The sequence below is a fragment of the Pseudomonas sp. S2_E02 genome (genome assembly GCF_054668355.1).
Genome location: NZ_CP162761.1, coordinates 1873744 through 1886196, shown reverse-complemented (window position 1 = coordinate 1886196; position 12453 = coordinate 1873744). Strand labels below are relative to the sequence as shown.

Here is a 12453-nt window from a genome sequence, read left to right as displayed (position 1 = left end):
TTGTTGTTATTGAGGGCGCAGATCCATTGCGTGGGGCTTGGTTGCAAGGAGTATAGGTGGCATTTCGCCGCTGCTCGGGCAGCGCGGGCGGGGCGACAAACGGTCGATAGTGGCCAGTGAATCAACGGCGTTTTGCCCGGTCGTATCTGCGGCTGCGCGCACCGCGTCCTGAAGGCGCGGGCAGCGTCGCCGATTCCGTCGTCAAGACCTTGGTTTTAGGGAAGTGTTGAATGAAGCGCGCAACAACGATGCTGCTGACCGTGACCGCCGCCGTATTGCTCGGCGGCTGTGTCGCGGATTTTGATGATGACCACCGCCATGGCCGGCATTACGACCGCGATCATGGCCGCAATTACGACCACGACCGGCGCTGGGATGATCGCGATGATCGCCGCGATGGGCGTCGTTACTACCGTGATCGGGATGATGATTGATTGAACAAAAAGAGGGCGTTCCCCAAAAAGGAACGCCCTCTGTCATTAGCCCTCAATTAAAAGTGAGCGCTCGCCCGGACGCTGGATCGCGCAGGCACGGAGGCCTCGATGTCCAGCAAATGGGTGGCGAGAATGTCGCTCAGAAAACGGAACTGATCGTTGATGCCGACCACTTCATTGTTGAAATGATTGGTGGCGGCGGGCATCAGCAGATCTTCGAAATCTTCGTTGAACACCAGTGCCTGCGCCTTGTGCGACACGGCGTGCTGGTCGTAATAGTTGCTGCCGAACACCGGGAAACTCACGGAGAGTGTGACGTGGGTGTGAATCATGTTGTGAACTCCTCGTTGTGTTTCGGATGGCTTAATCGTGCCTTTGACGGGCGGCGGGCGGAAGGCAATCGTGGCGATGGTGAATATCGATGGCAGTGATGGTTGTCGCAGACCACTGTGGGAGCGAGCTTGCTCGCGAAGGCGTCGAGCCAGTCGATTCATATGTGTCTGATACATCGCATTCGCGAGCAAGCTCGCTCCCACAGGGGATCTGCAGTGTTTTCGCGATAGCGGACAAATGGTCCGACGCCCACACCTATACTCAAATCTGACTCCTCCTTATTGAAAGGAAACCTCAACCGTGAACTCGCGTGCGCTGCTCGTCGCCGCACTGTTGTTGCTGGCCGGCTGCGCCACTTCGGCGCGGGCGCCGGTGTCAGCGCCGCAAGCCGTGTTTGTCTCGCCGGCCACCTGGCAGCAGATCGACCGGGAAATTGTCAGCGCTTCGCAGCAGTCCACCGAGCAAGTCAAAGTCTTTGCCCGTGGCTCGATGGAACATTGGCGCACTCGGGTCTATCAGCAAACTGAAGAAAATTTCATTCCGTGGTTCAGCAGCTACTGGACCCAGGAATGGCTGTCGATGAAGGTCAGTTGGTACACGATCAATGCCGGCGGTGAGCAGGACGCCTCGGCCAAGCGGCTGGCGGCCTATCTGCTTGAGCAATATCAGGAAAGAGTGCTGGCGCCGGTGGCGGTGGAGATCGATCCGGATGCAATTCTGGGGCAGGCGACGGCGTTCTATGCGCAGTTGATGGCGCAGCAGATGCCGCTCATCGCCCAGCGTCATGGTGTGCCTGTCGCTCAGCTCAACGGGCGTTTGCAGAAAATCCCCGCCATTGCACTGGGCCCGCCGCCAGCGCGCGATGCTTCGTTGTTTCAAGTGATAAGCACGGAACCATTGAACACCTTGCCGGCCTATGCCGCGTTGATCGACAAGATCCACACTGACGGCGGCGCCAAGGGCATTGCCTCGACCGATGCCGGCATGGCCCCGGTGGCCAAGCGCGCCAGTCAGCGGATGGAAGCGGAAATGGCCCCGCGCGGGGCCGCCAGTGCTGTAGCGGCCGCGGCGGGGAAACTGGCTGGAGGGCTGATCTCGGTCGGTGTCGCCGGCATTCGCGCCATCCTCCAGGCCAATGACCGGCCCGACAGCGAAGCGCTGATTCGCAGCAGTCTGGGCAGCACCTTTGACAAGGCCTGGCTGAAACTGGTGCAGAACCCGACGACCGGGGTTATGGCCGGCACGTTGCACGTGGCCGGGCAGGTCGAGCGCAATCTGGGTAGGGTTGATGAACCGTCGGTCGGCTTGGGGGGGAATCGTGTCGAATGGCAGCCGTCGCAATCGACTAACCAGCAGATCGAACCCAACGTGCAAGGAGAGTGATCATGGCTTACATCGATATTTTCGTAGCGCCGGTGCCGAACGCCAATCGTGAACAGTACAAAAAGCACTGTGAAATCGCCGCGAAACTGTTCAAAGAATACGGTGCACAGGATGTGATGCAGTGCTGGGGCGATGACGTGCCGGAGGGCAAGGTCACGTCATTTCCGATGGCGGTCAAACTCAAGGAGGGCGAGACGGTATCGGCTGGCTGGTTGATCTGGCCCGACAAGGCCACTCGCGACGCTGGCATGGGCAAAATGATGGACGACCCGCGCATGCAACCGGACGTCAACCCGATGGGGTTTGATGGCCAGCGGATGATCTTTGGTGGCTTTAAAAATATTCTTGAGTCCTGAACCCGATTTTGGAATGGACAAGATTCATGCTTCACCACAAAACCCTGTGGGAGCGAGCCTGCTCGCGAATGCAGTGTGTCAGTCGACAAAAAGGTCACTGATACTCCGCTTTCGCGAGCAGGCTCGCTCCCACAGGATTAGTGCTCACTGGCTGTGTTCACTCGGCTGAAGGGGTGATGCGACAGCTTTTACGGTTGCGGATCTGCTCGTCCGTCGGGCGTTCGCGGACGAATTCGAAGCGCGGCTCACCTTCGCTGTAATGCACCAGCCAGCCCCATTCCAGTTCCTTCTCATCCTGACCGGGATGCGGTGGCCGGGCCCACCACGGTTCTTTGCTGAGGATCGCGCGCATGGCGGCCTCCGGTTGATGGCAATCCTTGAACTATAGCTTCCTGTCACGAGTCGTCAGATCAGGCTGTGTAGAATCCGGCGGATCACTTTGAACAGGGGAGCAGGGCCATGACCGAAGAAGCGAAGCGACTGTTTTTCGCCCTCGATTGCCCGGCGGTGCAACGCAAGGCAATTGCTCAGTGGCGCGGGGAGTTGGGTTTACGCACCGGTAAGCCGGTGCCTGCGGACAATTTTCACCTGACGCTGCTGTTTATCGGCGCCGTGCCCTTGGCGCAGATCAACGAAGTCTGTGAGGCCGCCGGACAAGTGCGTACGCCGGGAGAGGCCTTGAGAATTCCGCTTGATCGACTGCAGGTCTGGCATCGCCCCGGGGTGTTGTCGCTCGCGCCCGAGCAGGCACCGCCGGCGTTGCTGCGCCTGGTCTACGCGCTGGAACAGGCGATGTTGCCGTTCGGTTTTGAAGAGACGCCCCGCGAGTTTCGTCCGCATCTGACCCTGGCCCGAGACTACCGTGCGCCAGAGCCGGAATCTGCTACGCCGCCAGAGTTTTTCCTGCGCGCTGAACGTTTTGCCTTGTTCGAATCGCACAAAGGGCGCTACCGGATCCTGCAGGACTGGTCGCTGATCTGAGGCACAAAAAAAGGCGCCCGAGGGCGCCTGAAATTCACCTTGACCGAGGAAGCCAGGTGAGGCCGTTCATTGCAGGGTGCAGCGGTGGTAAGGCGCTGCGTGAACGGGAAATCATAAATTTCTTCGAGTCAGCCACTGACCCTGTGGGAGCGAGCTTGCTCGCGAAGGCGTCGGCACATCCAACATCTTTAGCGGTTGTTCACCCGCTTTCGCGAGCAAGCTCGCTCCCACATTTGGATTTGTGCTTGTCCTATTTACCGAGCTTCACTCGGGTCCAGCCACGGGTCATGATTCGCTGTGTGGCAATCGGCTGATCCGGCACCGCATACAGCGTCGCCATCACCGCTTGCGACGGGTACGAACCCGGGTCGTTGCGGATCGCTTCATCCACCAATGGCGTTGCCGCCGCGTTGGCGTTGCTGTAGCCGTTGCTGTTGGTGATCTCGGCGATGATCTCCGGGCGCATCAGGAAGTCCATGAACAGGTAGGCGTTCTCGACGTTCGCCGCATCGCGCGGGATCGCGACCATGTCGTAGAAGCTGCCGGCGCCTTCCTTGGGAATGCTGTAGTCGATGACCACGTTGTTGCCCGATTCCACCGCGCGGGCCTTGGCCTGCAGCACGTCGCCGGAGTAACCGACCGCGACGCAGATGTTGCCGTTGGCCAGATCCGAGATGTATTTCGAGGAGTGGAAGTACGCCACGTTCGGGCGGATCTTCATGAACAGCGCCTCGGCTTCCTTGATGTGCGCGGTGTCCTTGTCGTTCACCGGGTAGCCCAGGTAGTGCAGGGCGGCCGGGATCATTTCGGTCGGCGAATCGAGGAAACTAATGCCGCAGGCTTTGAGTTTTTCAGCGTTTTCCGGTTTGAACAGCAAGTCCCAGGAATTGGTCGGGGCGTTGGCGCCGAGCACTTCCTTGACCTTGGCCGGATTGAAGCCGATGCCGATCGAGCCCCACATGTACGGGAACGCGTGGGCGTTGTCCGGATCACTGGCAGCGGCGTTTTTCAGCAGCACCGGGTTGAGATTCTTCCAGTTCGGTAGCTTGGATTTGTCCAGCGTCTGATAGACGCCGGCCTTGATCTGCTTGGCCAGGAAACTGTTCGACGGCACGACCAGGTCGTAGCCGGATTTGCCCGCCAGCAAACGCGCCTCAAGGGTTTCGTTGCTGTCGAAGACGTCGTAGGTCACGCGGATGCCGGTCTCGTCTTCGAACTTCTTGACGGTGTCCGGCGCGATGTAATCGGACCAGTTGTAAACACGCAGCACCTTGTCGTTGGCCTGGGCGCCCATGGCCATCGCGCCCATTAAGGACAGTGTCAGCAGAGTCCTGCCAAACATTTTCATCGGTACAACTCCATTCTTTTTATTCACGTTACGCAAAGCCCCCTCACCCTAACCCTCTCCCAGGGGGAGAGGGGACTGACCGAGGGGCTGACTACAGGTTAAGCGGTTGCTGCGGATTGCTGAGGCTGCCACGACTCGTTTGCGGTCTGATCCATCGCTTCCTGAATCGCTCGTTTGCGATTGGCTTCTGCCTTGCGGCCGAAGTACCAGACCAGGAAGGTCACCAGCGACACCGCCAGCAGAATCAGGCTGGCCACGGCGTTGATCTCGGGCTTGACGCCCAGACGCACCGCCGAGAACACTTCCATCGGCAGGGTCGTCGAACCCGGCCCGGAAACGAAGCTTGCCAACACCAGGTCATCCAGCGACAAGGCAAACGACATCATCCCGCCCGCCGCCAGCGACGGCGCGATCATCGGAATGGTGATCAGGAAAAACACCTTGAACGGTTTCGCGCCGAGATCCATCGCCGCTTCTTCGATCGACAGATCCAGCTCGCGGAGGCGGGCGGAGACTACCACCGCGACATAAGCGGCACAAAACGTGGTGTGGGCGATCCAGATCGTGACGATGCCACGCTCCTGTGGCCAGCCGATCAACTGCGCCATGGCCACGAACAGCAGCAACAGCGACAGACCGGTGATCACTTCAGGCATCACCAACGGCGCGGTGACCAGACCACCGAACAGCGTGCGACCCTTGAAGCGCGTGACGCGGGTCAGCACGAAAGCGGCGAGGGTGCCCAGCGCCACGGCAGCAATCGCCGTGTAGCAGGCGATTTCCAGCGAGCGCACCACCGAGCCCATCAGTTGCGTGTTGTCGAGCAAACCGACGTACCACTTCACCGACCAGCCGCCCCAGACGGTCACCAGTTTGGATGCGTTGAACGAGTAGATCACCAGAATCAGCATCGGCAGATAAATGAACATCAGACCGAAGATCAGCATGAACTTGGAAAAACCGAAGCGTTTCATCCCCGTGCCTCCATCTCTTTGGCCTGGCTGCGGTTGAACAGCAGAATCGGCACAATCAGGATCAACAGCATCACCACCGCCAAGGCAGACGCCACCGGCCAGTCGCGGTTATTGAAGAACTCTTGCCACAGCACGCGACCGATCATCAGGGTCTCCGGGCCACCCAACAGTTCCGGAATCACGAACTCACCGACCACCGGAATGAACACCAGCATGCAGCCGGCAATAATCCCGTTCTTGGCCAGCGGCACGGTGATTTTCCAGAAGTTGTTGAAGTTGCTCGAACCCAGGTCCTGCGCGGCTTCCAGCAGGCTGCCATCGTGCTTGACGAGGTTGGCGTACAGCGGCAACACCATGAACGGCAGGTAGGCGTAGACCACGCCGATATACACGGCCGTGTTGGTGTTGAGGATCTCGATCGGGTGGTCGGTCAACCCCGTCCACATCAAAAACGCGTTGAGCAGACCGTTGTTGCTGAGGATGCCCATCCACGCATAAACGCGGATCAGGATCGCGGTCCAGGTCGGCATCATGATCAACAGTAGCAGGACGTTTTGCGTTTCCTTGCCGGTCTTGGTGATCGCGTAGGCCATCGGGAAACCGATCAGCAGGCACATCATCGTGCTCAGTGCCGCCACCTTCAGCGAACCGAGGTAGGCCGACAGGTACAGCTCGTCTTCGCCGAGCATGGTGTAGTTGCCGATGTTGAGCATCAGCTGGAATTTCTGTTCGGCGTAGGTGTAGATCTCCGAGTACGGCGGGATCGACAGCGCGGCTTCCGAGAAACTGATCTTCATCACCAGAAAGAACGGCAGCATGAAGAACAGGAACAGCCAGATGAACGGAATGCCGATCACCAGTTTTCGCCCGCTGGGCACCAGGCGCAGGAATTGCTGATTGAAGGTTCTCATGAGCGCAGTACCACGCCGCTGTCGTCTTCCCACCAGACGTAAACCTTGTCGTCCCAGGTCGGACGCGCGCCACGGCGTTCGGCGTTGGCCATGAACGACTGGACGATTTTGCCGCCGGGCAATTCGACGTAGAACACCGAGTGACCGCCGAGGTAGGCGATGTCATGCACCTTGCCTTCGGACCAGTTGTAGCGGAACTCCGGCTTGGTCGTGCTGACAAGCATTTTTTCCGGACGGATCGCGTAGGTGACCGATTTGTCCTGCACCGAAGTGCTGACGCCGTGACCGACGTAGATCTTCTGCTGCAAGTCCGGGCTGTGGATGATCGCGTGACCTTCAAGGTCTTCCACCACGGTGCCATCGAAGGCGTTCACGTTACCGATGAACTCGCAGACCATGCGGCTGACCGGCGCTTCATAAATGTCGACCGGGCTGCCGATCTGCGCGATCCAGCCGAGGTGCATGATCGCGATGCGCTCGGCCATGGTCATGGCCTCTTCCTGGTCGTGAGTCACCATCACGCAGGTTACGCCGACGCGTTCGATGATCTGCACCAGTTCCAGTTGCATCTGCGAACGCAGCTTTTTATCCAGCGCGCCCATCGGCTCGTCGAGCAGCAACAGCTTCGGACGCTTGGCCAGCGAGCGGGCGAGGGCGACGCGCTGACGCTGACCGCCGGACAACTGGTGCGGACGGCGTTTGGCGTATTGGGTCATGTGCACCAGACGCAGCATTTCATCGACACGGGCGTCGATTTCACTGGCCGGCAAACGGTCCTGCTTGAGGCCGAAGGCGATGTTCTGCGCGACGGTCATGTGTGGGAACAGCGCGTAGGACTGGAACATCATGTTGATCGGCCGCTCGTACGGCGGCATGTCGGTGATGTCCACGCCGTCGAGCAGAATCCGCCCTTCGGTCGGCCGCTCGAAACCGGCGAGCATGCGCAGCAGGGTCGATTTGCCCGAACCGGAGCCGCCGAGCAGGGCGAAGATTTCGCCCTGATGGATCTCCAGGGACACATCGTCCACTGCCACGGTTTCGTCGAACTTCTTGGTGACACGATCGACTTTCACCAGCACCTTTTTCGGTTGCTGATGACCTTCAAGTGCCTTCCTGTAAGTGCTGGAGGCGTTTGCCATGTGAAACTCCCAACAGGTTTCGTTCGCCTGGCCAATGTGGCCGGGCTTAAGTGGATTGCAAGCCTGCAGGTGCATTCCCGGTCGGATCACATCCCCCTGTGGGAGCGAGCTTGCTCGCGAAAACGTCGTGTCAGTCGACGTCGTTGTTGCCTGACACACCGCTTTCGCGAGCAAGCTCGCTCCCACAGGGTATTGCATTGATCTGAAGGTCTTGCTCCCGCCGTCCGGCTTGGTCGGCGCCGCCGTCCTGGCTGCCTGGGTCGTACTTGTTGTTATTACGGGTGTTGTTGTTCACGAATGACGGATGCGCAAAGGCACACCCGACGTCCGCGGGGGCAGTAAATCGTTACGGATTCTTGGGTTGTGTCAGCGCTGGTTGCGCCGCGTCGACCGTTGCCGGCAAGCCGCGCCGAAGGCCTGGAAAATCTTCAGGTAGTTCGGGTTGTCCAGTACTTGCCATTCCGGGTGCCATTGCACGCCGAGGGCGAAGGTCGGGCTGTGCTCGACCGAGATCGCCTCGATCAAACCGTCCGGCGCCACGGCCTCGGCACGCAGGCCGGGCGCGAGACGATCGATGCCCTGGCTGTGAATCGAATTGACCTGGAACTCACCCGGCAACCCCAGCGCTTCGAACACGCCGCCGCTCAATACCGTCACCGCGTGAGCCGGTGCGTATTGCACGGCCACGTCAGGGCTGTCGGCTTCACGGTGATCGAGCATGCCCGGCAGCTCATGCACCTTCTGATGCAGGCTGCCGCCGAACGCCACGTTCATTTCCTGGAAGCCCCGGCAAATGCCGAGCACTGGAACGCCCGCCGCGATGGCTGCACGCAATAAAGGGAGGGTGGTGGCATCTCGCGCCGGATCGTGATCCGTGCCGGGAGCGCTGGCCGGGCCTTGATAGTGGAAAGGTTCCACGTTCGAGGGCGAGCCGGTCAGCAGCAGACCGTCGAGTTGACCGAGCAGGTCTTCGATTTCAGTCAGGTTGCCAAGGGAAGGAATGACCACTGGCAACCCGTTAGCGCCAACGCTGACAGCACGTACGTACTTGTCGCCGCTGATGTGATAGGGGTGCAGGCCAATCTGTTTGACGCACGCAGTAACGCCGATCAATGGCTTGAATGCCATTTTTATTCACCTCGAAGTTTGACACTTGAACGAGCTTTTCCGGAGCTTAGCCTCGTTGATTTTAATTAACAACTGCCATGTAAAAAATTCTAAACGCCGTTCATCATATCTTCATGATTTCCGGGGCTGTGACCCCTGCATTGGCACGCAAGTGTTAAAAAAAGCCCGAAAAATAAACCCTGAGCGGCCATCTGTTCGCTATTGACTTCACTTTGCCGTTCGGGTTGACTGGCTCGGCGAAACAGCAGTGAACATAATAATTAACAGCTAAATAGGTGCATCATGTCGGTCCCTCTGCGTACCGTTCAACTCAACGAAGCAAACGCATTCCTTAAGAAATATCCTGAGGTTTTGTACGTCGACCTTCTGATTGCGGATATGAACGGTGTGGTGCGCGGCAAGCGCATCGAACGCACCAGTCTTCATAAGGTTTACGAGAAAGGTATCAACCTGCCGGCCTCGCTTTTCGCGCTCGACATCAATGGCTCCACGGTGGAAAGCACCGGCCTGGGTCTGGATATCGGCGACGCTGACCGCATCTGCTACCCGATCCCCGGCACCCTGAGCATCGAGCCGTGGCAGAAGCGCCCCACCGCACAACTCTTGATGACCATGCACGAGATCGAAGGCCAGCCGTTCTTCGCTGACCCGCGTGAAGTGCTGGCCAACGTCGTGCGCAAATTCGACGACCTCGGCCTGACCATTTGCGCGGCGTTCGAACTCGAGTTCTACCTGATCGATCAGGACAACGTGAACGGCCGTCCGCAATCGCCACGTTCGCCGGTGTCCGGCAAGCGTCCGGTGTCGACTCAGGTGTACCTGATCGACGACCTCGACGAATACGTCGATTGCCTGCAAGACATCCTCGAAGGCGCGAAAGAGCAGGGCATCCCGGCTGACGCGATCGTCAAGGAAAGCGCCCCGGCGCAGTTCGAAGTCAACCTGCATCACGTCTCCGACCCGATCAAGGCGTGCGACTACGCCGTCCTGCTCAAGCGTCTGGTGAAGAACATCGCCTACGACCATGAGATGGACACCACCTTCATGGCCAAGCCGTATCCGGGCCAGGCGGGCAACGGTCTGCACGTGCACATTTCGATCCTGGACAAAGAGGGCAACAACATTTTTGCCAGCGAGGATCCCGAGCAGAACGCCGCACTGCGTCACGCGATCGGCGGTGTGCTGGAGACCCTGCCTGCGCAAATGGCGTTCCTCTGCCCGAACGTCAACTCTTACCGCCGCTTCGGCGCGCAGTTCTACGTACCGAACTCGCCGAGCTGGGGCATCGACAACCGCACCGTTGCGGTCCGTGTGCCAACCGGTTCGGCCGACGCTGTGCGTATCGAGCATCGCGTCGCCGGTGCCGATGCCAACCCGTACTTGCTGATGGCGTCGGTGCTGGCCGGTGTTCACCACGGTCTGACCAATCAGATCGAGCCGGGCGCCCCGGTGGAAGGCAACAGCTACGAGCAGAACGAACAGAGCCTGCCGAACAACCTTCGCGATGCACTGCGCGAGCTGGACGACAGCGAAGTCATGGCCCGCTACATCGACCCGATGTACATCGACGTGTTTGTTGCGTGCAAAGAAAGTGAGCTGGCCGAGTTCGAGAACTCGATTTCTGACCTTGAGTACAACTGGTATCTGCATACGGTCTGAGTGTTTGAGGGCCCCAAAGGCCAAAAGCCCCTCACCCTAACCCTCTCCCGGAGGGAGAGGGGACTGATCCGGGGATGCTCGGGCAATCCGCTGACCTGAACGATTTTTGCCGAATCCATATTCGACTCGGTCGTTCAGGTCGGTGCAGATCCCAAGACACTTCGGTCGGTCCCCTCTACCCCCGGGAGAGGGCTAGGGTGAGGGCAGCCATCTCAACCCAGACACAGCAACCCGACACCCCCAATCCCCCCTTGTCGAGCCACAACAATGACAACGACCCGCAACGACTGGGAACAACGCTTCCAGTCCCTGACCATCGAAGCCCGCGCATTCATCAACGGTGAATATCGCCCGGCCATCAGTGGCGACACCTTCGAATGCCTGAGCCCCGTCGACGGCCGTTTCCTCGCCTCCGTGGCCAGCACCGATGAAGCCGACGCCAACCTCGCCGTTGAAGTTGCGCGCCAGTCTTTTGAGTCCGGCGTGTGGGCGAAAAAAGCCCCGGCCGAGCGCAAGCGCATCCTGATCCGCTTCGCCGATCTGATCCTGCAGAACCAGGAAGAACTGGCGCTGCTGGAAACCCTCGACATGGGTAAACCGATCAGCGATTCGATGAGCATCGACATCCCGGCGACCGCCAACGCGATCCGCTGGAGTGCCGAAGCCATCGACAAGATCTACGACGAAGTTGCCGCCACCCCGCACGACCAACTCGGTCTGATCACCCGTGAACCCTCCGGCGTGGTTGCGGCCATCGTGCCGTGGAACTTCCCGCTGATCATGGCCAGCTGGAAATTCGCGCCGGCCCTGGCGGCGGGCAACTCGTTCATTCTCAAGCCTTCGGAAAAGTCGCCGCTGACCGCGATCCGCATCGCTCAACTTGCGCTGGATGCCGGCATTCCGAAAGGCGTGTTCAACGTTCTGCCAGGCTTCGGCCACACCGTCGGCAAGGCGCTGGCGTTGCACATGGACGTCGACGTGCTGGCCTTCACTGGCTCCACGGCGATTGCCAAGCAACTGATGATTTATGCCGGGCAAAGCAACATGAAACGCGTCTGGCTCGAAGCCGGGGGCAAGAGCCCGAACGTGGTGTTTGCCGACGCCCCGGACTTGCGCGCGGCAGCACAAGCAGCGGCCGGCGCCATTGCCTTCAACCAGGGCGAAGTGTGCACCGCCGGTTCGCGTCTGCTGGTCGAGCGCTCGATTCGCGAGCAATTCATTCCGCTGTTGGTGGAAGCGCTGCAAGCGTGGAAACCCGGTCATTCACTGGATCCGGCGACCACCGTCGGTGCCGTGGTCGATCAGCGTCAACTCGACAACGTGCTGCGCTACATCAGCATTGGTCGCGAGCAGGGCGCCGAGCTGATCGCCGGCGGCCAACGCACCCTCGAAGAAACCGGCGGCCTGTACGTGCAACCGGCGCTGTTCGACGGCGTGACCAACGCGATGACCATCGCCCAGGAAGAAATCTTTGGCCCGGTGCTGTCGCTGATCACCTTCGACACCGCCGAAGAAGCGCTGCAGATTGCCAACGACAGCATCTTCGGCCTCGCCGCCGGCGTGTGGACCAGCAACCTCAGCAAGGCGCACACCTTCGCCCGTGGCCTGCGTGCCGGCAGCGTCTGGGTCAACCAGTACGACGGTGGCGACATGACCGCACCGTTCGGTGGTTTCAAGCAGTCGGGCAACGGTCGCGATAAATCGCTGCACGCGTTCGACAAGTACACCGAGCTGAAAGCGACCTGGATCAAGCTCTGACTCTATTACAGCGGTGGTCGCCTTCTATTGGCGGCCCTCGGAGAAACGT

General features: G+C 59.7%; 13 protein-coding genes. 6 read left to right on the top strand and 7 right to left on the bottom strand.

Annotated elements, in window-relative coordinates; all coding sequences use genetic code 11:
- The first annotated feature begins 230 nt into the window (after nucleotides 1-230).
- Nucleotides 231-434, top strand: coding sequence for a hypothetical protein (locus AB4O01_RS08335; protein WP_007918829.1), 204 nt, complete (start codon nucleotides 231-233; stop codon nucleotides 432-434).
- A 56-nt stretch (nucleotides 435-490) separates the two neighbouring features.
- Here AB4O01_RS08335 and AB4O01_RS08330 read toward each other — a convergent pair whose 3' ends face one another.
- Nucleotides 491-766 carry a hypothetical protein gene (locus AB4O01_RS08330; RefSeq protein ID WP_095047967.1) on the bottom strand — a complete coding sequence of 92 codons (276 nt, stop codon included), beginning with the start codon at nucleotides 764-766 and terminating at the stop codon, nucleotides 491-493.
- Between the two features lie 301 nt (nucleotides 767-1067).
- On the opposite strand from AB4O01_RS08330, the gene AB4O01_RS08325 reads away from it, so the two are divergent.
- Together AB4O01_RS08325 and AB4O01_RS08320 are read left to right on the top strand one after the other, a co-directional pair.
- A complete protein-coding gene (locus AB4O01_RS08325) occupies nucleotides 1068-2150 on the top strand; it encodes a hypothetical protein (RefSeq protein ID WP_460091310.1) in 1083 nt (360 codons plus the stop codon).
- 2 nt (nucleotides 2151-2152) lie between these two features.
- On the top strand, nucleotides 2153-2506 hold the full coding sequence (locus AB4O01_RS08320; protein WP_460091309.1) for a DUF1428 domain-containing protein: 354 nt from the start codon (nucleotides 2153-2155) through the stop codon (nucleotides 2504-2506).
- A 157-nt stretch (nucleotides 2507-2663) separates the two neighbouring features.
- Here AB4O01_RS08320 and AB4O01_RS08315 read toward each other — a convergent pair whose 3' ends face one another.
- Nucleotides 2664-2858: a hypothetical protein gene (locus tag AB4O01_RS08315; protein WP_460091307.1), complete on the bottom strand. Its 195-nt coding sequence runs from the start codon at nucleotides 2856-2858 to the stop codon at nucleotides 2664-2666.
- Nucleotides 2859-2965: 107 nt separating this feature from the next.
- Here AB4O01_RS08315 and thpR point away from each other — a divergent pair, with 107 nt between their 5' ends.
- The gene (gene thpR, locus AB4O01_RS08310; protein ID WP_116254945.1) at nucleotides 2966-3487 is read left to right on the top strand and encodes an RNA 2',3'-cyclic phosphodiesterase; all 522 of its coding nucleotides are present in this window, start codon (nucleotides 2966-2968) and stop codon (nucleotides 3485-3487) included.
- A 250-nt stretch (nucleotides 3488-3737) separates the two neighbouring features.
- On the opposite strand, the gene AB4O01_RS08305 is transcribed toward thpR, so the two are convergent.
- The 5 genes from AB4O01_RS08305 to AB4O01_RS08285 all read right to left on the bottom strand — a co-directional run bounded on the left by AB4O01_RS08305 (nucleotide 3738) and on the right by AB4O01_RS08285 (nucleotide 8987).
- Nucleotides 3738-4835, bottom strand: a complete 1098-nt coding sequence (locus tag AB4O01_RS08305; RefSeq protein WP_257355437.1) for a polyamine ABC transporter substrate-binding protein — start codon at nucleotides 4833-4835, stop codon at nucleotides 3738-3740.
- Nucleotides 4836-4933: 98 nt separating this feature from the next.
- Nucleotides 4934-5809 (bottom strand): ABC transporter permease subunit, encoded by an 876-nt coding sequence (locus AB4O01_RS08300; RefSeq protein WP_038365610.1) that lies wholly within the window; start codon nucleotides 5807-5809, stop codon nucleotides 4934-4936.
- Entirely contained in the window at nucleotides 5806-6720 is a 915-nt protein-coding gene (locus AB4O01_RS08295; RefSeq protein WP_034155532.1) for an ABC transporter permease subunit, read from the bottom strand. Before AB4O01_RS08295 ends, AB4O01_RS08300 begins: the two co-directional genes overlap by 4 nt.
- Nucleotides 6717-7859, bottom strand: a complete 1143-nt coding sequence (locus AB4O01_RS08290) for an ABC transporter ATP-binding protein (protein ID WP_077572275.1) — start codon at nucleotides 7857-7859, stop codon at nucleotides 6717-6719. Before AB4O01_RS08290 ends, AB4O01_RS08295 begins: the two co-directional genes overlap by 4 nt.
- Before the next feature lie 366 nt (nucleotides 7860-8225).
- Nucleotides 8226-8987, bottom strand: coding sequence for a gamma-glutamyl-gamma-aminobutyrate hydrolase family protein (locus tag AB4O01_RS08285; protein WP_460091304.1), 762 nt, complete (start codon nucleotides 8985-8987; stop codon nucleotides 8226-8228).
- A gap of 282 nt (nucleotides 8988-9269) precedes the next feature.
- On the opposite strand from AB4O01_RS08285, the gene AB4O01_RS08280 reads away from it, so the two are divergent.
- A complete protein-coding gene (locus AB4O01_RS08280) occupies nucleotides 9270-10646 on the top strand; it encodes a glutamine synthetase family protein (protein WP_093440801.1) in 1377 nt (458 codons plus the stop codon).
- Between the two features lie 267 nt (nucleotides 10647-10913).
- On the top strand, nucleotides 10914-12404 hold the full coding sequence (locus AB4O01_RS08275; RefSeq protein ID WP_460091302.1) for an aldehyde dehydrogenase: 1491 nt from the start codon (nucleotides 10914-10916) through the stop codon (nucleotides 12402-12404).
- The last annotated feature ends 49 nt before the right edge of the window (nucleotides 12405-12453 follow it).